This is a genomic window from Streptomyces sp. NPDC050617, assembly GCF_040654795.1.
Taxonomy (GTDB): Bacteria; Actinomycetota; Actinomycetes; order Streptomycetales; family Streptomycetaceae; genus Streptomyces.
Window position 1 is genome coordinate 267,356 of the sequence record NZ_JBFAIS010000005.1, and the last position, 20,840, is coordinate 288,195.

Here is a 20,840-nt window from a genome sequence, read left to right on the forward strand (position 1 = left end):
GTCAGGTGGGTTGTCGGATGGGTTGTCGGATGGGTTGTCGGATGGCGTGGTCTGTCCGGTGTCTGTACGTGTCGTGCGTGTCGTTCGTGTCGTAAGGAGCCTTTCGTGATCGAGACCCCGGAACAACGTGACCTCCGCGCGGCCGTCGCCGCGCTCGGCAAGCGCTACGGCCGCGAGTATTTCGCCGGCGTCGTCCGCGACGGCAAGCACAGCGACGAGCTATGGGCCGAGGCCGGGAAACTTGGATATCTCGGTGTGAATCTTCCGGAAGCTTATGGGGGAGGGGGTGGCGGGATCAGCGAACTGGCGATTGTCCTTGAGGAATTGGGCGCTGCCGGGTGTCCGCTGCTCATGATGATCGTCTCGCCTGCCATCTGCGCCACCGTCATCGCCCGTTTCGGCACCGAGGAGCAGAAGCGGCGCTGGCTGCCGGGTCTCGCCGACGGCTCCAGGAAGATGGCGTTCGGCATCACCGAGCCCGACGCCGGGTCCAACTCGCACCGGATCACCACGACCGCCCGGCGGGACGGCGACGGCTGGGTACTGAACGGGCGCAAGGTCTTCGTCTCGGGCGTGGACATCGCGGAGGCCACGCTGATCGTGGGGCGTACCGAGGACGCGCGTACGGGCAAGCTCAAGCCCTGCCTGTTCATCGTCCCGCGCGACGCGGACGGGTTCGATCGGCATCAGATCGACATGGAGCTCGCCGCGCCCGAGAAGCAGTTCGAGCTGGTCCTCGATGACGTGCGGCTGCCCGCCGACGCGCTGGTCGGCGACGAGGACGCCGGGCTGCTCCAGCTGTTCGCGGGGCTCAACCCCGAGCGCATCATGACCGCCGCCTTCGCGCTCGGCATGGGGCGGTACGCGCTGGACAAGGCCGTCGACTACGCCCGTACGCGTACGGTCTGGAAGGAGCCGATAGGCGCCCATCAGGCCATCGCCCACCCGCTGGCGCAGGCCCACATCGACATCGAGCTGGCCCGGCTGATGATGCAGAAGGGCGCCGCGCTCTACGACATGGGGGACGACGCGGGCGCGGGCGAGGCCGCGAACATGGCGAAGTACGCGGCCGGGGAAGCCGCCGTCAAGGCCGTCGACCAGGCCGTTCATACTCTCGGCGGCAACGGCCTGACCAGGGAATACGGGCTCGCCTCCATGATCACTGCGGCTCGGGTCGCCCGGATCGCGCCGGTCAGCCGGGAAATGATCCTCAACTACGTGTCCCATCAGTCGCTGGGCCTTCCCAAGTCGTACTGAGCCGCCGCCGTCGGGCCGGACCTGAGACGCACAAAAGCCGTACTGAATCGAGCGCCAGGAGATCCGCCATGGAATTCCGCAGCGAGTACGCCGACGTTGCTCTCGTCGATCTGCCCATTCATGAGGCCGTCCTGGGGCGCGCCGCCGAGTTCGGCGACCGGCCCGCCCTGATCGACGGTCTCGACGGGCGCACCATCAGCTATGCCGAACTCGTCCTCGCTGTAGACAGGTTGGCCGCGTCGTTTGCCGACAGCGGGGTGTGTAAGGGCGATGTGCTGGCTCTGATCAGCCCCAACACCATCGCCTTCCCTGTCGTCTTCTACGCCGCCACGCGCGCGGGGGCGACCGTCACCACCGTTCATCCGCTCTGCACGGCCGACGAGTTGGCCAAGCAGCTCGGGGACTGCGACGCGCGGTGGATCGTCACCGTCTCGCCGCTGCTCGGCCAGGTTCGCGAGGCTGCCGAGAAGGTCGGCTGCGTCAGGGAGATCGTCGTCTGCGACCGGGCCGAGGGGTGTCGCTCGGTGCAGGACATGATCGGCTTTGCCGGGCCGGCGCCGGATGTCTGCATCGATCCCGCGCGGGACCTGGCGGCCCTTCCGTACTCCTCGGGCACGACCGGCGTCCCCAAGGGCGTCATGCTCACGCACCGCTCCATCGCCACCAACCTCGCGCAATTGGACGAACTCGTCCCGTCCCGGCCCGGTCAAGTCGTGTTGGCCGTGCTGCCGTTCTTCCATATCTATGGCCTTACTGCGCTCATGAACGCGCCCCTGCGGCGGGGTGCGACGGTCGTGGTGCTGCCGCGCTTCGATGTCGGGCAGTTTCTGTCGGCCATCGAGAAGTACCAGGTCAACGGCGTGTACGTGGCCCCGCCCATCGTGCTCGCGCTGGCCAAGCACCCGGCGGCCACCGGGTACGACCTGTCGTCGCTGGAGTACGTCGTCAGCGCGGCGGCGCCGCTGGACGCCGGGCTCGCGGCGGCGTGCGCGCGGCGGCTCGGGCTGCCACCGATCATGCAGGGCTACGGGATGACGGAGCTGTCCCCGTGCGCCACCATCTGGCCGCTGTCCACCGTGCACAACGCGCCGCCCGGCTCCGTGGGACGGCTGGTGGCCGGTACCGAGTTGCGGATCGTGTCCCTGGACGGGGACGGCAGAGACCTCGGAGCCGGAGAGGAGGGGGAGATCGTGCTGCGCGGGCCGCAGGTGATGAAGGGGTACTTGGGGCGGCCCGACGAGACGGCTGCGATGATCGACCCGGCCGGCTGGCTGCGGACGGGGGACATCGGGAGCGTGGATGAGCAGGGGTGGCTGTATGTCGTGGACCGGGTGAAGGAACTGATCAAGTACAAGGGCTACCAGGTCGCCCCCGCCGAACTCGAAGCCGTGCTGCTGGCGCACGAGGCGATCGCCGACGCGGCGGTCGTCGGAGTGCGGGACGCGGACGGCGAGGAGATCCCGAAGGCGTACGTGGTGCGGCAGGTGGCGGACTCGGGCGTCGGGACGCTGAGCGAGGGCGACGTGATGGAGTACGTGGCCGGGCGCGTCGCCCCGTACAAGAAGGTCCGGCGCGTCGAGTTCGTCGACAGTGTGCCGCGAGCCGCCTCCGGCAAACTGCTGCGGCGCGAACTGCGGCACAGGGAACGGGAGATGGAGCGGGTGTTGGGGCGGGAGATGGAAGGACGGTCGGGATGACAGCGTTGAGCGATGAGCGATCCGGTGACCCTCTGGTGAGGCGCTCGTACGCCGGCGGGATCACCACCCTGACGCTCGACTCACCGCACAACCGCAACGCGCTCTCGCGGCGGCTGGTACGGGAGTTGTACGAGGGGCTGGCATCGGCTGCCGAGGACGACGCCACGCGCGCCGTCGTCCTCACGCACACCGGCACCACCTTCTGCGCGGGCGCGGACCTCAGCGAGGCCACCTCGGAGGCGGGAGGGGTCGGCTCGGGTCGGAGTGAAGGCGGTTCGGATCGGGCTGAGGGGGGTTCGGGGGTGTCCGTCGCCGGGGCGGACGGCTTGGCTCGGCTGCTGCGTACGGTCGTGGAACTGCCCAAACCCGTCGTCGCCCGCGTCACCGGCCACGTACGGGCCGGGGGGCTCGGACTCCTCGGCGCCTGCGACATCGCGGTGGCGGGGCCGGGTTCGAGCTTCGCGTTCACCGAGGCGCGGCTGGGGCTCGCGCCCGCCGTGATCTCGATGCCGCTGCTGCCGCGCCTCGACGCGCGGGCCGCGGCCCGGTACTACCTGACCGGCGAGCGGTTCGACGCGGCGGAGGCGGCGCGGATCGGCCTGGTGACGCTCGCGGTGGACGGTTCGGTGGAGGAGGCCATGGAACCCGTGCTGGACGGGCTGCGCCGGGGCTCGCCGCAGGGGCTGGCCGCGTCGAAACGGCTGGTCACGGCGGAGGTGCTACGGGCCTTCGACCGTGACACGCAGGCGCTGGCCGCGGAGTCGGCGCGGCTGTTCGGTTCGCCGGAGGCCCGCGAGGGCATGACGGCCTTTCTGGAGAGGCGGGACCCGGCATGGGCATCGTGACCGTACCCAAACAGGACCGCAGCCGCGTCACCCGACAGCGGCTGCTGGAGGCCGCGATCTCCTGCCTCGCCGAGTACGGCTGGGCGGGCTCGACGGTATCGGTCGTGGCGGAGCGGGCGGGTGTGTCGCGGGGGGCGGCACAGCACCACTTCCCCACGCGGGAGGACCTGTTCACGGCGGCCGTGGAGTACGTGGCCGAAGTCCGCTCCCAGGCGATGCGCACCCTCGCGATGCGTGCCCCGCACGGTTCCCGGCCCAGCCCGGTACGGACCCGGGCCGTGGTCCGCGCCCTGGTGGACCTCTACACGGGCCCCCTCTTCCGGGCCGCCCTCCAACTGTGGGTGGCCGCCTCCAACGAGGCCGAACTCTGTCCGCGCGTCGTGGACTTGGAGGCCCGCGTCGGCCGCGAGACCCACCGCATCGCCGTGGAGCTCCTGGGCGCCGACGAGCGCGTACCGGGCATCCGCGAGACCGTGCAGGGTCTTTTGGATATGGCCCGGGGGCTGGGGCTCGCGAACCTCCTGACGGACGACGCCGCGCGGCGCGAGCGGGTCGTGGAGCAGTGGGCCCACATCGTGGACTGCGTGCTCAAGAGCCGGCGGTGACAGGCGCGTGCGTGCTGTAACACGCACGCGGAGAAGCAGCGGAAGGCCCTCAGTCGTGAATGGCCGAGGGTCTTCGTCTTGGTGTCGCGCACGTGTCACGTGATGGAAACCAGCCATATGCCAGTCGCATGATTGATGTGGGCATGACGGGCGGATAAGGTCAATTTCCGGCGTAGATCCACTTCCCGGAGTTTCTGGAGTTCTCGAACTCCCCGAACTCCCTATGTCGGAAAAGGAATTCATGAGATCGCACTTAATGGCGCTGCGGGCCTCCGTGATCGCCGTGCTGGTATTGGCGTCGGCGGCTTTCGGACTCGCTCCCGCCGCCTCCGCGGCATCCGCCGCGGCCCCCGTGAGCGCCAAGCTCGCCCACCGTCCGATCGTGTTCGTGCACGGCTGGCACTCCGGCCCCGGTACGTGGGGCCAGATGATCAACAAGGTCGAGAATTACGGCTACAGCCCGGACGAGCTGTACAGATTCGACTACAGCTCCCTGTCCCAGCAGGGCAATGGCGCCACGCCCATCAGGTCCCTCGCCGATAAGCTCGATGCCTTCATCCATGACAAGGGCCTGCTGGGCAAGTCGCCCGACGGGAAGATCGACATCGTCGCCCACTCGATGGGCGGGCTGGTCTCCCGCGCCTATCTGAAACAGAACGGGGGACACAAGACCACGGCGCATCTGGTCACCTATGCCACCCCCAACCACGGCACCATACTCTCCTACTTCTGTATTCCCGGAATCCCCCAATGCGACGTGCAGGCCAGGGAGATGGACGCCGGGTCGGGGTTTCTCACCTGGCTGAACGGCGGCACGGAAACTCCAGGAGACACCCATTACGCGACGTTCCGGTCGAACGTCGGCGACGAACCGATGGCGCCGCCCACCACCTACTGGTGCGACAAGACGGTCGTCGGCGTGGACGAGGACGGCGAGAAGTCGCTCAAGCACTCCGGCCGCACCAGCATCCTCAAGGGCGCGGACAACTTCGTCTCCCCCTGCGTCGGGCACGATCAGATCGCCAATGACGAGTGGACCATCGACAAGACCCTCCACTTGATCGCGGATCCCGACGGCGCCCACACCCCCAAGGCCGCGCAGGTCCGCTGCGGGGAACTGGCCGACCACTGGGGCAAGGGCTCATGGCCCAAGTCGGCTGGCTGGGTCGGCGCCCACGCCCAGTCCTGCGTGGTCGCGACCAGGGCCTCGAACGACCAGAAGCAGCCCTTCGACGTCCATACCGAACTTCAGATCCGCGGCTGCGGCTACTGGTGGGGGAGCCCCTTCTCGACCTGGTGGTACACGGGTGTGAGCGGCGTCAACTGCGACGTGCACGCTGACGGCATCCTCTGGCGCGACGGCTACTGGGGCGCGCACGACAAGCCGTCCAGCAGCGTCTACGAGCGGTGGACCCAGGTGCGCACCAAAGACGTTCCGGCCGCCAAGGGCGCAAAGGTGGAGGGGTCGTGGAAGTTCGACGTCCACGCCTACCAGCCTGGCGAGTGGGACGTGAAGGCGGCCAAGGCCGACAGTGGGCCGCTCGTCATCCCCTAGCCCGTTCGCCCGACCGACCGGCCGGTCGCGCTCGATGCCCGCGCGGCCGGCCGGCGTCACGCTGTTCGCCTTCGGCGGCCGAGGGGCTGACGCGGGGCCGGTGGGCGGCGGGGTGGCCGCCTCGCCGCCGCCCACTGTGCGCCACCTCGCACTAAGGCTCGCCTTCCTGTGATGTTCAAATGTCAGACATCTGTGTACGCTGGTTTCCATGAATCGCATCAGCACGCCGCGGAGAGCCGCCAGCCTCTCCGCCCAGCTCGTGGACAGCCTCCGCTCGCATATCGAGTCGGGCGGCTGGCCGGTCGGCACCCGCATCCCGCCGGAACAGGCCCTCATCGAGGAGCTCGGCGTCGGCCGCAGCACGCTGCGCGAGGCGCTCGGCGCGCTGGTGCACCTGGGGCTGCTGGAGGCTCGTAAAGGCGACGGCACGTACGTACGCGCGTCGAGCGAGCTGCAGTCCGTCATGGTGCGGCGGGCGAGCTCCGCGCAGCGGGACAACGTTCTCGAACTGCGTACCGTCCTTGAGGAGTACGCGTCCGGGGCCGCCGCCCTGCGCCGCAGCGAGGACCAGCTGGAGCAGCTCAAGGAGCTGCTGGCCGACGCCGACGCGGCCTGCGCCGGCGCGGACATGGCCGCCGCCGGGAACGTCGACGCACTGTTCCACCGGGCCGTCGTCCGGGCGAGCGGGAACGACCTGCTGGTCGAGGTGTACGACTACCTCGGCACCGCCCTCACCTCCGCCCTGGGCGGCCTGCCCTGGGAGGCCACCGGCGCCGAGGAGCACGCCCGGCTGCACCGGCGGCTCGTCGACGCGATCGAGGCCCGTGACGAGAGCGACGCCCGCGACGCGGCGGCGGCCATCGTCCGGCTCACCCACGACCACGAGGCCGAGGCCCCGAGCGGGACGGAGGGACCACGAACGTGAGTACGCGACCGTCTTCCATATCCCAGCAGCGGGCCGACTCCGGGGCGTCCGCCGCCGACCACACGGGCAAGGCCGTGTCGATCGGGCTCATCATCGCGATCTGCCTCGTGGCGGCGAACCTGCGCGTCAGCCTCACCGGCGTCGGCACGCTGCTGCCGGCGATCGAGCACGGCAGCGGCCTGACGTCGAGCTGGGGCGGGCTGCTGAGCACCCTCCCGCTGCTGACGTTCGCCGCGACGTCGCCCCTGGTGGCGCGGGCCTCGCACCGGTTCGGCACCGCGCGCCTGCTGGTGGCGGCCCTCGCCGTACTGGCCGCGGGCACCGTGATCCGGTCGCTTCCCTCGGTGTTCTGCCTGTTCGCCGGGACCGTGATCCTCTCGGCGGCCATCGCGTTCGGCAACGTACTGCTGCCCGCCCTGATCAGGCGGAGCGTGCCCGCGCACCGCATCCGGGGCATCAGCGCCCTGTACGTCACCGTCATGGGCGTCACGGCCGCCGTCTCCTCCGGAATCTCCGCCCCGCTCTCCCACGCCCTGCCGGGTTCCTGGCACACCGCCCTCGCCTGGGGCGTCGCCTTCACCATCGCCGCGCTCCTCGCCTGGCTGCCCCGGATGCGGGGCGACGAGCCCCAGGCGTCCACCGGCGGGACCCGCAGCCCCGTCCCCTGGCGGTCGCGGCTGGCATGGCAGGTCAGCATGTACATGGGCCTGCAGTCGCTGGCCTTCTACACCGCCGTCGCGTGGCTGCCCAGCATCCTGATCAGCCACGGCACGAGCACCACCACGGCCGGCTGGATGCTCTTCTACTACCAGGTGATCTCCCTGGCCGCCGGCAGCCTCCTGCCCCTGCTCACCCGGGGCCGCCATGACCAGCGGTGGACCGCGGCCGGGGCCTCGCTCCTCGTGGCCGCCGGGTTCGCCGTGCTGGTGGCCGCGCCCGCGCTGGCCGTCGTCGCCTGCACCCTGCTCGGGCTGGGCGCCGGCCCGTGCCTCGTCCTCGCGCTGAGCTTCCAGAGCGAACGCGCCGGCAGCTCCGGCGAGGCCGCCGCGCTGGCGGGCATGGCGCAGTCCATCGGCTACCTCGTGGCCGCGGCCGGGCCCCTGCTGCTCGGCATCCTGCACGACGCCACGAGCGCCTGGACCGTTCCGCTCGTGCTGCTGGTCGTCCTCGGCGCCCTCATGGCGATCGCCGGACACGGCGCGGGGCAGGACCGCCAAGTGAGCCATTCCGCCCGGTAGCAGCCGCTGGTAGCCGCCGGAAGCCGCCGGTGGCTGTCGGCAGCCGGGGTGTACGGGCCGGCGGCACGGCCCCGGCCCTACGCCCCCACATGAAGCGCGCCTTTACGGCCACGGAGGAGAGCACTCATGCCCGGTTCGCCGCCCTCGACCGACGCGTTCCCCGCTGACGAGTTCACCGCACGTGCCGCTCGGGTCAGCGCCCATCTGTACGCGACCGACCCGCAGTTCCGCGCCGCCGCGCCCTTGGACTCGGGGCGTCGGCGCCCGACCGCGGACAGCGTCCACGGGCCGGGCGCGACGCGGCTGGCGGCGGACGATCTGACGCTGGACGCGTTCTTCGGCGCGGAGACGGTGGCGGAGATGACGGCGGAGACCGTCGGCAGCCGGAACGGAGGGCTCCCGGCGGCGGCCCGTACGGTCCTGCTGACCGGCGCCAACGGCTACCTCGGCCGCTTCCTGTGCCTCGAATGGCTGGAGCGCGTCGCGGAGCGCGGCGGCACGCTGGTGTGCCTGGTGCGCGGCAGCACCGACGAGTCCGCGCGGGCCCGGCTCGACGCGGCCTTCGACAGTGGTGACCCGGAGCTCCTGCGGCACTATCGCGACCTGGCCGCCGGGCGGCTGGAGGTGGTCGCCGGCGACATCGGGGAGCCCGGCCTCGGGCTGGACGAGCAGACCTGGCGGCGGCTGGCCAACACCGTGGACCTGATCGTCCACCCGGCGGCGCTCGTCGACCACGTCCTGCCGTACGACCGGATGTTCGGCCCCAATGTGCTGGGCACCGCCGAACTGATCAGGCTCGCGGTCACCTCCCGGATCAAGCAGTTCACGTACCTGTCGACGGCCGCCGTCGTCCTCGGCTGCGGAGCCGCGGCCGACGAGTCGGCGGACATCCGCACGGCCTGCCGCACGCGCGAGCTCGACAGCGGTTACGCGGACGGGTTCGCGGACGGTTACGCGGCCGGCAAGTGGGCGAGCGAGGTGCTGCTGCGCGAGGCGCACGACAGGTTCGGCCTGCCGGTCGCCGTGTTCCGCTCGAACCCGATGCTCGCCCACCGGCGCTACCGGGGCCAGCTGAACGTCCCGGACGTCTTCACCCGCCTCCTGCTGAGCCTGCTGGAGACGGGGATCGCGCCGGGCAGCTTCTACGCCAAGGTCAACTCCGGCTCCGGCTCTGGCTCCGGCTCTGGCTCTGGCTCTGGCGAAGGGGTTTACGGGCATTTCGACGGGCTCCCCGTGGACTTCAGCGCGCGGGCCGTCGCCGCGCTGGGCGACGCCGCACGGGACGGCTACCGGACCTTCAACGTCGTGAACCCGCACGAGGACGGCATCTCACTCGACACCGTCGTCGACTGGCTGACGGCCGCCGGACACCCGCTGGTCCGCATCGACGACTACGACGAGTGGTTCGACCGCTTCGAGACCGCCCTGCGCGCCCTCCCCGACCGCCGGCGACGGCACTCGCTGCTCCCGCTGCTGGACGCCTTCACCCTGCCGGAGTGGCCCCTGCCCGGCTCCGCCCTTCCGGCGCGCGAATTCCGCGCGGCGGTACGGGCCGCCGCGCTCGGCGACGAGAACGACATCCCCCGCCTGTCACGGGACCTGATCGCCAAGTACGTGGCGGACCTGCGGTCGAAGCACCTGCTGTGACCAGGGCTGGAAGGCCGCGCCGACATGCGTAACGAGCCCTGAGGGCTGACGAACCCCGCCCCACTCACGTACGGAGGTAGGAGGCGCCGTTGAGGTCGAGGACCGTTCCGGAGGACCAGGCGGCCTCCGGAGAGGCGAGGTAGCGCACGGCGGCCGCGACCTCCTCGGGCGTGCCGACCCGCCCGAACGGGCTCTCGCCGCGCAGGCCCTCGCCGTCCTGGCCCGCCAGCTTGGGGGCCTGCCGCTCGGTGGCCACGAAGCCCGGCGCCACGGACGTCACCGCGATGCCGTGCGGCGCCAGCGCGACGGCCATCGACTGGCCGAAGGCGTGCAGCGCGGCCTTGCTCGCGCCGTACGCGGGGAAGTCGGGTTCGCCGCGGAAGGCGCCGCGGGAGCCGATGTTGACGATGCTGCCCGTGGCGGCGCGGTCGATCAGGTGCCGGGCGACGCAGTAGGTGACGTTCGCCGCGCCGAGCAGGTTGACGTCGAGCATGCAGTGCCAGACGCGCTGCCAGTCCTCGTAGGACACCTCGGCCACCGTGTGCCGGGTGGCGTCGGAGGTAGCGATGGCGGCGTTGTTGACGAGGACGTCCACCCCGCCGAGGCGCTCCACGGCTTCGTCGACGATGTCGCGCGCCGCCTGCGGGTCGCCGAGGTCGCCCGCCAGCAGGGTGTGGCCGGAGCCGGGCAGCCGCCGCAGCGTCTCCTCGGCGTCGGCGCGGCCGGACGCGTAGTGCACCCCCACCCGGTCCCCGCACTCGGCGAACGCCAGCGCCACGGCCCGGCCGATCCCGCGCGAGGCCCCGGTGACCAGTACCCGCCTCATCGCGCGAACACCCGCGCCTCGTCGCGGAACGCCTCGGACTCCAGCGCGCTGCCGGCCGGAACGCGCGGCCCGAGGGCGTGCTGAAGAAGCTCCGGGCGGGCGGTGTCGAGGTCGTCCACCGGTACGGCCGGACGGGGGGCGGGGCGCGCGGACATCTGAACACTCCTTCGGTTCGGTGCGCTGACAGCCTTCAACGCTCGATGTTCGAGTGTCAACGTCCGGACATGGCCACCGCCCTGCCCCCTCCGAAGCACAGGGCCTCTTGCCGCTCGCCGGAATGGACAACCGCGAGTCACCAAGAGGCCCTGTTCTAACGCGCGTACAGGTTGCGGATCTATGTGTGTTACTTGCCTGCCAGGGCTTTGTAGAATTTCCCTGTCGGTGAGCCCAGACCGGTGACCGTGTCATAGCCGGGGCGTGATACCAGACCCGCGTCGGCCGACTGCCCGAGAGTGAACAGCTGAGTGTATTTCTCGTGCGTTCGAGAGGTCACCATCTCCGCGGCCAAGGCTTCCTTCTCGTGCGCCCCGCTGGGGTGGTCGGTGACGTCGTGGTAGACCCCCGTCCCCTGTAGAGCGTAGAGAGTCGGATTCGCGAATCCCAGGGATTTGCCGCCTGCCGCTTGGACGGACAGGGCCTCCATACCGGCGATGAGGGGGGAGGACAGGCTCGTGCCTCCGTCGGACTGTTCGCGGTACTCGGGCTTTTGGCCGGTGGCGGATGGGTGTGACACGCCGACGCGGATTCCGGTGTGGAAGTCGCCCACAGCAGCGATGTCGGGCATGGTCCGCATCGGCTTTTTGCCGTCCGGTGAGCTCAGCGCGGCGGGTACGGCCTTGCGCTGGTAGGCGGGCTGGGGGAAAGCAGTACTCACACCGCCGCCCGCGCCGGCCGAGAAGGTTCCGGGCAAAGGCTGAGCCCAGGACTTGCCGTCATCCGCCAGGTTCGAAGCGTCGCTCTCCCAACTGATCTCCCACTCATATTCGTTCTTGGCCCCGATAGCCAGACTCGTCCCGCCGACAGCGGTGGTCCAGGGGCTGGAACTGGGATATTCCAGTTGCGGGGGCCCATGGGAGGAATCGCTGTCGTCGTCGAAACCGCCGCCGTCGCCCGAGGAGAAGTTCGTGCTGATGCCTTCGACGGCGGCCTGTTGGAGGGACTGCTCGGTCGCCTTCACGATCGCCGGGTCCACCGGGTCCTCATCCTGCGGCCGACCGGGCAGAACGCCCTCCACGTAGGAGCTCGTCAGCACATCGGCGAGCCGGTGGTCGACGACGTCGGTCAGCGCGTCCAGCACCGCGTTGCCGGTGACGTCGCCTGTCCCGACATCGAAGGTGACCGCGGCGTCCGGAGCGACCGCGTGCACCGCTTCGAGATCCATCGCCCCTTCGTCGTCACCCAGGGGCTGGGCCGCGCCCGGCGGAAGGCGCAGTGTCAACTGCCCCGGTGCGAAGGGCTTCTCACCGTGGTGAGCGGCGAAGGTGTTGGCGTCCTTCAGGAGGGTGGGAGAGGCCATGGCGGAGAGGATCGCGACCTTGGCGCCCTTGCCGGTGAGCCCGGTCCCCTTGATGCCGTAGGCGCTGCGGATCTGCGCCGGCGTATAGCCGCACGGTTCCCAGGAGACGGTCCGCCCGTAAGCCTTCGGGAGGTTGGCCGCTGGTTTTTCCCCGTAGTACGACGAGCATTTGCTGTCGGTTGTGGAAGGGCCGTTCTTGTGAACACTCGCAGGATGCGCCGACTGCCTCGTGTCCAGCCCGGTTATTCCGAAGACGTCGCCCGCGAGGGAGTGCGGAACGCTGACGGAACGGGCGGGCGCCCGCACCGTACGTCCGTCGACGCGGTACTCGTCGATGCGGGTGCCGAAGGCTGCCTCGATCCGGCTCGTGTTTCCCCGCACGGAAATCGAGTGAGGCCCGCTGACCGTAACCTGCAGACCCGCGGCACGCGCCCACTTCGTGACCCGTTCCACCTGCGCATGGCTGGTCCCATACCGGTCGAGAGTTTGCTGCGCGGTCAGGAAATGCCGGTAGGAAGGACTGTGCGGATCCGAAACCTTTCGAGCATGACGGGCCAGCCCTGCGGGATCCTGACCGGCCAGCAGCATGTTCACTTTGAGAGTCCCGCCCGGGTCCGCATGCCCGAGGTGCTCGGCCGAAGCGGTCCACAGCGGCGTGTTTCCCACCAGTGCCCGCTGATTCGTATCCGTCGCAGCGCCGGCCGTGCCTTCACCCGTCGCCGTAAGGGCCAGCCCGGCAACGGCAGCCAGCGCCAGCCATCTACTCGTCCGCAAAATGAAGTCTCCATCCGGATGTCTCGATCCAAAGGGGGCAACTCGTCGACCGCGCAGTCGACCGCTGCCGCGGCACGCTCCGACCGTAGGCCGCAAATGTCAGAAACATGTCAGGATAGTTTTAGGGGCCGTCCGGCTCCGTCTGCGGCGGTTCCAGCGCCACGTGGCCGGTGCGGGTGCGGAAGTCCGAGCTCACGCGGGTGTGGATATCCGCTGGACAGCACCTGGCGGCGAGACGCTCGAAAATCAGTGGAACAGCGACGCTGCGCGCCATTACCGTGCTGGCGAAGCCAAGCCGTCTAGACAAGGACGTGCCGTTGTACACCCTGTGAGACCTCCCGAGAGCTGATGTGTCGCGCGTCGCGCATGCGCGCCGCGCTCCTTTTCGCTGCGGACTTCTCACTGAAATCGGTGTACTTCTTTGCTCAATAGCTGGGTGGTCATGCCCACCTGCCTGCCGACCGTTCTCCGCCATTGCCACGCGTGCGCGTCCGAGCGCTTCCGGGCAAACGGCAAATTTCGCGTCAACGCCAACCACAAGCTCCTCGACGCCTGGCTCCTCGTGCTCTGTACCGCTTGCGGGGACACGGTGAAGCTCACGGTCCTGGAGCGGATGACCGTGCGTTCCGTACGACCTGAGCTGCTGGATCGGATGCATGACAACGACCCTGGTCTGGCAGCTGAGTTGCTCCGGAATCCGGTCGTGCGGCGCCGTAATCGCATCGCCCTCGACTGGGACGACGCCTGGCGCCTCGACACCGGCGGATCGGATCACCTGGACCGCGAGGTGATCGACGTCTCGGTCCGCTTCGCCGCACGGATACCCGTCCGGCCGGTGCGGCTGATCGCTGAAGGCTGCGGTCTTTCGCGGGCCGAGGTCGAGAGACTGATCACGGAAGGGAAACTCGTTTCGGCGGTCCGGCTGAGCGGCAAGCTCTCCGGCGACTTCACCTTCACGCTCAAGCGCTGAGCCTTTTTCGGGACTGGGGGCCTGTCCGGCGAGATCCGCCGGACAGGCCCCTGGTCGCTCAGCGGGGCCTGAGTCCGTCGACGACGATGTCCAGCATGCGGTTCAGCTGGGGGCGCTGCTCGGGTGCGCCGGCCACGGAGAGCAGACCGGCGAGGATGCCGCCTACCTCGACCGGGTCGATGTCGCCGCGCAGTTCTCCTGCCGCGGCGCCGGCTTCGAGCACCATCGCCAGGACCTGCTGGACCTCGTCGCAGACCGGTCCGGTGCCGAAGCGGCCGGAAGCGCTCATGGCGACCAGGGCCTCGCAGATGCCGCGTCGTTCACCGGCCCAGTCGGCGAATCGGAGCATCCACGCGTGGAGGGCCTGCGCGGGCGGCTTGGCGGCCAGCAGGGTGCGCGCGTCTTCGTGCAAGGGCCGGATCTGGTCCCGGTAGACCTCTTCGACCAGGTCCTCTCGGGTGGGGAAGTGCCGGTACAGGGTGGCGTTCCCCACCCCCGCGCGTTTGGCGATCGCGTCCAGCGAGATCGCGCGTCCGGACGCGAAGACCTCGGCGGCCGTGGCGATCAGCTGCTCGCGGTTGCGCTGCGCGTCGGCGCGCAGGGGGCTGCGTGGAGGTGTCATGACCTTCGCGATCGTGAGTGGCGGATGAGGCTCGGGAACGATTCGGGGAAGTCCCCGGTTCAGTGTACGGTGAGGAAACCGGGGAGTTCCCCGATTACGGGCTCACCCATCGCTTCCGTGACCGACGGGCGCGTGCGCTCCGATACCAGCGCCCTGATGTCAGCGCTGTCGGCGCGGTTGGGATCGCTGGACCTGCTGCCCTCGCTCGCGCTCGAACGCCACGAACCGCATCCCGCAGGAGAACACGATGACACTCACTCTCGACACCTACCGGCTGCTGGGCCGTTCCGGACTCCGGGTCTCACCGCTGGCGCTGGGCACGGCGACCTTCGGCACCGAGTGGGGCTGGGGCGCCGAGCGCGACGAGGCGCGCAAGCTCTTCGACCGCTACACCGAGCTCGGCGGCAACTTCTTCGACACCGCCAGCACTTACACCAACGGCAGCTCCGAGCGGCTGCTCGGCGAATTCGCCCGCGCCAACCGCGACAAGATGGTGCTGGCGACGAAGTACTCGACGCTGCGCCGGCCCGGTGACCCGAATTCCGGGGGTACCCACCGCAAGAGCATGCTGGCGTCGGTGGAGGCCAGTCTGCGGCAGCTGAACACCGACTACATCGATCTGCTCTACGTAAACGTATGGGACTTCAGGACGCCGGTGGAGGAGATCCTGCGGGGTCTGGACGACCTGGTGAGGCAGGGCAAGGTGCTGTACGTGGCGGTCTCCAGCGCCCCGGCCTGGCAGGTGTCGCGCATGCAGGCGATCGCCGACCTGCGCGGCTGGTCGCCGCTGGTCGCCCTGGAGACCGAGTACAGCCTGATCGAGCGCACCGCGGAGCGTGACCTGATCCCGATGGCACGCGAGATGGGACTCGGCGTGGTCCCCTTCTCCCCGTTGGGCGGCGGGGTGCTCACCGGCAAGTACAGCCGGGAGGACCAGAACCAGGCGGGCTCCGTCGTCGGCGAAACCGCCGGCGACCGCAAGAGCCTCAACATAGCCCTGGGTTGGGTCACCGACCGCAGCCTCGCCATCGCCGACGTGGTGAAGGAGGTGGCCTCGGAGCTGGGCCGCACACCCGCCCAGGTCGCACTGGCCTGGGCCCTGAACGCCCCGGGCGTGACGGCGCCCATCATCGGCGCCCGCACCGTCGCGCAGCTGGAGGACAACCTGGGCGCCCTGCGGGTCGACCTCGCTCCTTCCCAGCTGGCCCGCCTCGACGAGGCCGGCGCCATCGACCTCGGCAATCCGCACGGCGTGCTCGCCAGCGATCACATCCGCACGGTCACCACAGGCGACATGAAGATCGAAACCCGCGGCTGATGTGCTTCATGAGCGACGGCGTCCAGATATGTCGACATGTTTTCGATGACGGATCGGAGCAACCTCGGTAGGGGTAGGTACAGCGACGAGAATGCGGTGATCACGGGCGGCAGCAGCGGCATGGGGGCTCGCGCCGGCGGAGCTGCTGGTGCAAGGCGGAGCTCGCGTGGTGATCACCTGCCGTGTAAAGAGCGAGCTCGGCTCGATATGAAGCGCGCTACGGCACCGTCGAAGAGTTCGCCGAGGCGGCCGCATTCCTCGCCTTCGATGCCACGTACACCACCGGCATCGAGTTGTGCCGTGAACGGCGGCGAAACCTTTGGTGCCGCTACCGCCCCGTGGTCTCCCAAGCGGCCTCGATCATGCGGAAGATCTCGTCCACCGCCGCGTCCGGGTCGGCCGCCTCGCGCGCCAGCGCGTGCGCGTCGACCACGAACCGGGCGACGGCGCGACAGGCCGTCGTGGTGCGGGGCGGTTCGAGGTCGGCGGCGATGGCTGTGGCCAGCGACTCCGCGTGCCGCAGCTTCATCGACTCCTCGTACTGCCGCAGGTCGGGGGATTTGTCGATCATGTCCCAGAGCGGGGCGGCGCTCTCCGCCGCGCAGTGCCGGACCATGGCGCGCATCTCGCGGTGCAGCGCGGGGATGAGCGGTTCGTGCGGGGCCCGGTCCGTGACGGCCCGGGCGAGGCGGTGCTCGAAGTTCTCGTCCTGCTCGAAGACCAGGGCCTCTTTCGAGGCGAAGTGCGAGAAGACCGTGGTGACGGCCACATCCGCCTCGGCGGCGACGTCGCGGATGCCCACCGCGTCGTAACCCTGTTCCAGGAAGAGCCGCAAGGCGGTGTCGGCGATCTTCTGGCGGGTCGCGGCCTTCTTGCGCTCGCGGCGTCCGGTCGGTTCGGTCCGCGCTGGTGGCGTGGTGGGCGCGCTGGGCACAGTCATGGACTCAGGCTATCAGGTACGAAACGACAACTGTTTTTTAAAGCTAACCGTTAGTGTTACGGTCGGCGGCATGAGGAAAGTAACTTTCGCCGAGTTCGGCGGTCCGGACGTTCTGCAGCTCATCGACGCCGAGGAGCCCCACGCGGGCCCCGGCCAGGTACGAATCGCCGTGCGGGCGGCGGGTGTGAACCCCGTGGACTGGAGGCTCCGGGAGGGCCAGGTCCTGGGTGCCCACCCGGTCCAACTGCCCTCCGGCGTCGGGCAGGACGCGGCCGGGGTGGTGGACGAGGTCGGTGAGGGCGTCGAAGGCGTTGAGGCCGGCGACCGCGTGTTCGGAGAGGGGGCGAGCACGTACGCCGAGTTCTCGGTGCTGTCGGCCTGGGCCCGGATGCCGGAGGGGCTGAGCTTCGAGGAGGCGGCCGGGTACCCCTCCGTGGTGGAGACCGCGCTGCGCATCATCGCCCAGACCGGGGTGCGGCCCGGCCAGACGCTGCTGGTCAGCGGCGCGTCCGGGGGAGTGGGGTCGGCGGTGCTGCAGATCGCCCGCGAGCGCGGCATCGCGATCATCGGCACGGCCGGCGCCGCGAACCAGGACTATCTGCGGAGCCTGGGCGCGGTCGCCACGACGTACGGGGAGGGCTGGACCGAGCGCGTACGGCAGCTCGGCGACGTCGACGCGGCCCTCGACCTGGCCGGTTCCGGTGTGATCCGCGAACTCGTCGAGCTGACCGGGGACCCGGAGAAGGTGATCACCATCGCCGACCTCGGCGCGCCGGACCTCGGCGTCCGGTTCTCCGGCGTGGCCGGCAGCGTGCCGGACGCGCTCACCGAGGCCGCCGACCTCATCTCGCGGGGCAAGCTCCACATCCCGGTCGAGAAGTCGTACGCGCTCGCCGACGCCGCGGCGGCGCACGCCGACAGCCAGGCCGGCCACACGCGCGGGCGCCGGGTCATCGTGATCTGAGCAGGCGCCCCGCGGCACGGGCCGGAACGGGCTGTACCCCTCCCTGACCGGTACGGATCACCGCAGTTCAGCCGCCTGCTCCCGGAGCGCGGCGACCGCCGCCCCGGTCTCCGCGGAGCGCTGTTCCTTGGTCACGGCGAGGGTCGCGCGCCCCTGCCAGTGGCGGTCCTCGACCCGGACGACGCGCACGTCGGCCGGGGCGGAGGGGACGGCCATGCCCGGCAGGAGGCAGACCCCCAGGCCGGCGGCCACCATCCCCAGGCGTGTGGACCATGCGCGCGCCTGATGGGCGATGGCGGGCTGGACGAGGGTGGGCCAGGCCCCGTACGACGGGCTGCCATCGGCGGTGCTCTCGACGATCCAGTTCTCGTGGCGCAGTTCGTCGGCCCGTACCAGCGACCGCGTGGCCAAGGGGTGGCGCCGGGGGAGTGCGACGCGTAGATCGTCTTCCAGCAGCGTCTCCTGGCGCAGCCCGTCGAGGTCGTGCTCCTGGGGTCCGGCGCACACCCCCACGACGGCGATGTCCAGCCGGTTCGAACGCAGCCGGCGCAGCAGGCCGGGGGTCGAGTCCTCGACGAAGTCGACGGTCAGGCGCGGGTGTTCGGCCGCCAGGCGCGCGAGGGCGCGGGGGACCAGGGACGCGGCCGCGGCGGGGATCGCGCCGAAGGTGACGCGGCCCGTGACGTGCCGGCGCAGCGCGCCGACCTCGCGGACGGCGGCGTCGAGGCTCGACAGGACGTCGGCCGCGTGCCGCGCGAAAGCCACACCGGCTTCCGTCGGCGTCACTCCGCGCGCCTTCCGCTCGAACAGGGCCGCGCCCACGGCGGATTCGACGACCTTCACCTGACGGGATACGGCCGACTGCGTGTAGCCGAGGGACGCCGCCGCCTCGCTGAAGGAACCCGTCGCGGCGACTTCGCGTACGACCCGTAGTCCCACGAGAGTCACATCCGTCATGCCTTCACCCTACAACCGTGGTATTCCCATTACGCATATCAGAGGTTCCGGACCATCATTTGTGCGCGCATCTGCGGTCATGCACGCTGGATCGCGCACACCGGCCATTCATCCCCGGAATTCGGAGGCGACGTAATGAGCGAATCGCACGTGATGAGCGAAGCGCACGTGATGGACGAGGCGCACCTGATGGAGGACGACGCGCACGTCATGGACGACGCGCGGAAGAAGGAAGTCGTCGAACACTTCCTGGGCCTCTACGCCAAGGGACGCTGGGGAGCCGCCGACAATACGGAACCGCTGGAACAGCTCCTGGACTGCCTCACCGACGACGTCGAATGGTGGATGAGCGGCGCCCCCGGAGACGGCCGCGTCACCAAAGGACAATTCCGCGCCATGCTCCGGCCGCTCGACTCGATCACGGACGGCCCGCTGGTCATCACGCCCACCGCGTGGACCATTCAAGGCGACCGGGTCGCCGTGGAGGCGTACTCCACGATGGAACTGAAGAACGCACGGGATTACCGCAACCACTATCACTTCCTTTTCGAACTCAGCGACGGAAAGATCAGCAAGTACCACGAGCACCACGACACCGCGCACGTGAACAGCACCATGTGGGCGACGGACTGAGAGCGCGTCGGGAGTACGAGCCTTTTTCGGCGTTCCCGACGGCGGCGGACCGGCCCGGTCGCCGGTGTCCGAAACTCCGTGCTGAGCGCTGCCTTCCGCTACCGCGCCGGTGACAGGCGGTGGGGGCGCTGCGAGAGTGGCGCGCAAGGAACCCCGCGGGACCCGACCGGTCCCCGCCCCGCGTACCGGTGTCCGTCACCGCGACGCGCCGGACGCCTTCCAGTACGTCGGCCAGTACCTCGTCCAGTACGTCTTCCAGCACGTATCGCCTTAGCCCCCGCCCGCGACGCGCGGGGCGGCGGGCCGGAGAGGAACACGATGGGTTCGTGGAAGTGGAACGACCAGCAGCGGCCCACGGCCGCGATCGGCGTCCGGGCCACGATGGGCGCCGTCACGATGAAGGACGACCCGCAGGCCGCTCAGCGCCCGTACGTCTTCGTACGGGGCCTCGACTCGCGGCTGTACGTGAACTGGTGGGACGGCAAGGCGTGGCACTGGAGCGACCAGGGCACGCCCGCCGGGCGCACGGTCATCGAGAAGGTCGGCGCGGTCACGGTGCAGGACAGCCCGACGTCGGCGCAGCGCCCGTACGCGTTCGTGCTCACCGACGACTCCAAGCTCCACGTGAACTGGTGGGACGGTTCCAAGTGGAATTGGAGCGACCAGGGCGCGCCCGCCGGCCGCCAGGTCCGCGAGGGCGTCGGGGTCGTCACGGTCCAGGACAGCCCGACGTCGGCGCAGCGCCCGTACGTGTTCGTCCTCACCGACGACTTCCGGATGCACGTGAACTGGTGGGACGGCTCCAAGTGGAACTGGAGCGACCAGGGCGCGCCGCCGAACCGCACGATCTCCCGCGCGATCGGCGTCACCACGATGCGCGACAACCCGAACGCCTTCACCCGCCCGTACGCCTTCGTCATCACCGATGACTCGCGGGTGTGGGTCAACTGGTGGGACGGCTCCAAGTGGAACTGGAGCGACCAGGGCGCGCCGTCCGGCCAGCCGGTCAAGAAGGGCGCGGGCGTCGTCAGCGTCCAGAACGACCCGCAGGCGGCCGAGCGGCCGTACGTCTTCGTGCAGGGCTACGACTCGAAGCTGTACGTGAACTGGTGGAACGGCACGAAGTGGAGCTGGAGCGACCAGGGTGCGCCCAGCGGGCGGCTCATCCTCGACTCCGTCGGCGCGGTCACGATGAAGGACGGCCCGAGCGCCTTCACCCGCCCCTACGTCTTCGTCATCGGCGACGACTCCAAGCTGTACGTGAACTGGTGGGACGGCAAGGCATGGCACTGGGCGGCGCAGGGCACGCCGCCCGGACGCGTCGTCGAGCGCGCCGGTGAGGCCATCACCGTCCAGGACACCGCGAACGCGGCGCAGCGCCCGTACGCCTTCGTCCTCGCCGACCACTCCGACCTGTGGGTCGACTGGTGGTCCCTGCCGTAGCCGGCGCCGGGGGAGCAGCGCTTCCCACGGGGTTTCGTACGGACCGTCGCCGGGCTTGAGTACGCGTGTACTCAAGCCCGGCGACGTGCGTACGCCCATCTCCTCGTC

At 69.9% G+C, this 20,840-nt stretch carries 19 protein-coding genes; 13 read left to right on the forward strand and 6 right to left on the reverse strand.

What is annotated here, in order from left to right; translation table 11 throughout:
* The first annotated feature begins 105 nt into the window (after nt 1-105).
* The 8 genes from AB0I49_RS09795 to AB0I49_RS09830 all read left to right on the forward strand — a co-directional run bounded on the left by AB0I49_RS09795 (nt 106) and on the right by AB0I49_RS09830 (nt 9,769).
* Nucleotides 106-1,257 (forward strand): acyl-CoA dehydrogenase, encoded by a 1,152-nt coding sequence (locus tag AB0I49_RS09795; RefSeq protein ID WP_363226307.1) that lies wholly within the window; start codon nt 106-108, stop codon nt 1,255-1,257.
* A 68-nt stretch (nt 1,258-1,325) separates the two neighbouring features.
* Nucleotides 1,326-2,954, forward strand: a complete 1,629-nt coding sequence (locus AB0I49_RS09800; protein ID WP_363226308.1) for a 4-coumarate--CoA ligase family protein — start codon at nt 1,326-1,328, stop codon at nt 2,952-2,954.
* Nucleotides 2,951-3,799 (forward strand): enoyl-CoA hydratase family protein, encoded by an 849-nt coding sequence (locus AB0I49_RS09805; RefSeq protein WP_363226309.1) that lies wholly within the window; start codon nt 2,951-2,953, stop codon nt 3,797-3,799. The genes AB0I49_RS09800 and AB0I49_RS09805 overlap by 4 nt, the downstream gene beginning before the upstream one ends.
* Nucleotides 3,787-4,404 carry a TetR/AcrR family transcriptional regulator gene (locus tag AB0I49_RS09810; protein WP_363226310.1) on the forward strand — a complete coding sequence of 206 codons (618 nt, stop codon included), beginning with the start codon at nt 3,787-3,789 and terminating at the stop codon, nt 4,402-4,404. Before AB0I49_RS09805 ends, AB0I49_RS09810 begins: the two co-directional genes overlap by 13 nt.
* 241 nt (nt 4,405-4,645) lie before the next feature.
* Nucleotides 4,646-5,959: an alpha/beta fold hydrolase gene (locus tag AB0I49_RS09815; protein WP_363226312.1), complete on the forward strand. Its 1,314-nt coding sequence runs from the start codon at nt 4,646-4,648 to the stop codon at nt 5,957-5,959.
* Between the two features lie 208 nt (nt 5,960-6,167).
* Nucleotides 6,168-6,884, forward strand: coding sequence for an FCD domain-containing protein (locus AB0I49_RS09820; RefSeq protein WP_363226314.1), 717 nt, complete (start codon nt 6,168-6,170; stop codon nt 6,882-6,884).
* Nucleotides 6,881-8,122 carry an MFS transporter gene (locus AB0I49_RS09825; RefSeq protein ID WP_363226315.1) on the forward strand — a complete coding sequence of 414 codons (1,242 nt, stop codon included), beginning with the start codon at nt 6,881-6,883 and terminating at the stop codon, nt 8,120-8,122. Before AB0I49_RS09820 ends, AB0I49_RS09825 begins: the two co-directional genes overlap by 4 nt.
* Before the next feature lie 126 nt (nt 8,123-8,248).
* A complete protein-coding gene (locus AB0I49_RS09830) occupies nt 8,249-9,769 on the forward strand; it encodes a thioester reductase domain-containing protein (protein WP_363226316.1) in 1,521 nt (506 codons plus the stop codon).
* A 64-nt stretch (nt 9,770-9,833) separates the two neighbouring features.
* Here AB0I49_RS09830 and AB0I49_RS09835 read toward each other — a convergent pair whose 3' ends face one another.
* The 3 genes from AB0I49_RS09835 to AB0I49_RS09845 all read right to left on the reverse strand — a co-directional run bounded on the left by AB0I49_RS09835 (nt 9,834) and on the right by AB0I49_RS09845 (nt 12,885).
* Nucleotides 9,834-10,595, reverse strand: a complete 762-nt coding sequence (locus AB0I49_RS09835) for an SDR family oxidoreductase (protein WP_363226317.1) — start codon at nt 10,593-10,595, stop codon at nt 9,834-9,836.
* Nucleotides 10,592-10,750 (reverse strand): hypothetical protein, encoded by a 159-nt coding sequence (locus AB0I49_RS09840; RefSeq protein ID WP_363226318.1) that lies wholly within the window; start codon nt 10,748-10,750, stop codon nt 10,592-10,594. The genes AB0I49_RS09835 and AB0I49_RS09840 overlap by 4 nt, the downstream gene beginning before the upstream one ends.
* A gap of 188 nt (nt 10,751-10,938) precedes the next feature.
* Entirely contained in the window at nt 10,939-12,885 is a 1,947-nt protein-coding gene (locus AB0I49_RS09845) for a S53 family peptidase (protein ID WP_363226319.1), read from the reverse strand.
* A 421-nt stretch (nt 12,886-13,306) separates the two neighbouring features.
* On the opposite strand from AB0I49_RS09845, the gene AB0I49_RS09850 reads away from it, so the two are divergent.
* Entirely contained in the window at nt 13,307-13,855 is a 549-nt protein-coding gene (locus tag AB0I49_RS09850) for a DUF1062 domain-containing protein (protein ID WP_363226320.1), read from the forward strand.
* A gap of 58 nt (nt 13,856-13,913) precedes the next feature.
* On the opposite strand, the gene AB0I49_RS09855 is transcribed toward AB0I49_RS09850, so the two are convergent.
* On the reverse strand, nt 13,914-14,477 hold the full coding sequence (locus tag AB0I49_RS09855; RefSeq protein WP_363226321.1) for a TetR/AcrR family transcriptional regulator: 564 nt from the start codon (nt 14,475-14,477) through the stop codon (nt 13,914-13,916).
* Between the two features lie 247 nt (nt 14,478-14,724).
* Here AB0I49_RS09855 and AB0I49_RS09860 point away from each other — a divergent pair, with 247 nt between their 5' ends.
* On the forward strand, nt 14,725-15,795 hold the full coding sequence (locus tag AB0I49_RS09860; protein ID WP_363226322.1) for an aldo/keto reductase: 1,071 nt from the start codon (nt 14,725-14,727) through the stop codon (nt 15,793-15,795).
* A gap of 328 nt (nt 15,796-16,123) precedes the next feature.
* Here AB0I49_RS09860 and AB0I49_RS09865 read toward each other — a convergent pair whose 3' ends face one another.
* On the reverse strand, nt 16,124-16,735 hold the full coding sequence (locus AB0I49_RS09865) for a helix-turn-helix domain-containing protein (RefSeq protein WP_363226323.1): 612 nt from the start codon (nt 16,733-16,735) through the stop codon (nt 16,124-16,126).
* A gap of 70 nt (nt 16,736-16,805) precedes the next feature.
* On the opposite strand from AB0I49_RS09865, the gene AB0I49_RS09870 reads away from it, so the two are divergent.
* Nucleotides 16,806-17,699 carry an NADP-dependent oxidoreductase gene (locus tag AB0I49_RS09870; protein ID WP_363226324.1) on the forward strand — a complete coding sequence of 298 codons (894 nt, stop codon included), beginning with the start codon at nt 16,806-16,808 and terminating at the stop codon, nt 17,697-17,699.
* 57 nt (nt 17,700-17,756) lie between these two features.
* Here AB0I49_RS09870 and AB0I49_RS09875 read toward each other — a convergent pair whose 3' ends face one another.
* On the reverse strand, nt 17,757-18,656 hold the full coding sequence (locus AB0I49_RS09875) for a LysR family transcriptional regulator (protein WP_363226325.1): 900 nt from the start codon (nt 18,654-18,656) through the stop codon (nt 17,757-17,759).
* 135 nt (nt 18,657-18,791) lie between these two features.
* Here AB0I49_RS09875 and AB0I49_RS09880 point away from each other — a divergent pair, with 135 nt between their 5' ends.
* A complete protein-coding gene (locus tag AB0I49_RS09880) occupies nt 18,792-19,289 on the forward strand; it encodes a nuclear transport factor 2 family protein (protein ID WP_363226326.1) in 498 nt (165 codons plus the stop codon).
* A 318-nt stretch (nt 19,290-19,607) separates the two neighbouring features.
* A complete protein-coding gene (locus AB0I49_RS09885) occupies nt 19,608-20,732 on the forward strand; it encodes a hypothetical protein (RefSeq protein WP_363226327.1) in 1,125 nt (374 codons plus the stop codon).
* Nucleotides 20,733-20,840 lie beyond the last annotated feature (108 nt).

What these genes read in the sequence shown, in the direction of transcription:
- AB0I49_RS09800 (WP_363226308.1), top strand. Translation starts at nt 1,326, where the DNA reads ATGGAATTCCGCAGCGAGTACGCCGACGTTGCTCTCGTCGATCTGCCC.
- AB0I49_RS09805 (WP_363226309.1), top strand. Translation starts at nt 2,951, where the DNA reads ATGACAGCGTTGAGCGATGAGCGATCCGGTGACCCTCTGGTGAGGCGC.
- AB0I49_RS09810 (WP_363226310.1), top strand. Translation starts at nt 3,787, where the DNA reads ATGGGCATCGTGACCGTACCCAAACAGGACCGCAGCCGCGTCACCCGA.
- AB0I49_RS09815 (WP_363226312.1), top strand. Translation starts at nt 4,646, where the DNA reads ATGAGATCGCACTTAATGGCGCTGCGGGCCTCCGTGATCGCCGTGCTG.
- AB0I49_RS09820 (WP_363226314.1), top strand. Translation starts at nt 6,168, where the DNA reads ATGAATCGCATCAGCACGCCGCGGAGAGCCGCCAGCCTCTCCGCCCAG.
- AB0I49_RS09830 (WP_363226316.1), top strand. Translation starts at nt 8,249, where the DNA reads ATGCCCGGTTCGCCGCCCTCGACCGACGCGTTCCCCGCTGACGAGTTC.
- AB0I49_RS09835 (WP_363226317.1), bottom strand. Translation starts at nt 10,595, where the DNA reads ATGAGGCGGGTACTGGTCACCGGGGCCTCGCGCGGGATCGGCCGGGCC.
- AB0I49_RS09840 (WP_363226318.1), bottom strand. Translation starts at nt 10,750, where the DNA reads ATGTCCGCGCGCCCCGCCCCCCGTCCGGCCGTACCGGTGGACGACCTC.
- AB0I49_RS09855 (WP_363226321.1), bottom strand. Translation starts at nt 14,477, where the DNA reads ATGACACCTCCACGCAGCCCCCTGCGCGCCGACGCGCAGCGCAACCGC.
- AB0I49_RS09860 (WP_363226322.1), top strand. Translation starts at nt 14,725, where the DNA reads ATGACACTCACTCTCGACACCTACCGGCTGCTGGGCCGTTCCGGACTC.
- AB0I49_RS09865 (WP_363226323.1), bottom strand. Translation starts at nt 16,735, where the DNA reads ATGACTGTGCCCAGCGCGCCCACCACGCCACCAGCGCGGACCGAACCG.
- AB0I49_RS09870 (WP_363226324.1), top strand. Translation starts at nt 16,806, where the DNA reads ATGAGGAAAGTAACTTTCGCCGAGTTCGGCGGTCCGGACGTTCTGCAG.
- AB0I49_RS09875 (WP_363226325.1), bottom strand. Translation starts at nt 18,656, where the DNA reads ATGACGGATGTGACTCTCGTGGGACTACGGGTCGTACGCGAAGTCGCC.
- AB0I49_RS09880 (WP_363226326.1), top strand. Translation starts at nt 18,792, where the DNA reads ATGAGCGAATCGCACGTGATGAGCGAAGCGCACGTGATGGACGAGGCG.
- AB0I49_RS09885 (WP_363226327.1), top strand. Translation starts at nt 19,608, where the DNA reads ATGGGTTCGTGGAAGTGGAACGACCAGCAGCGGCCCACGGCCGCGATC.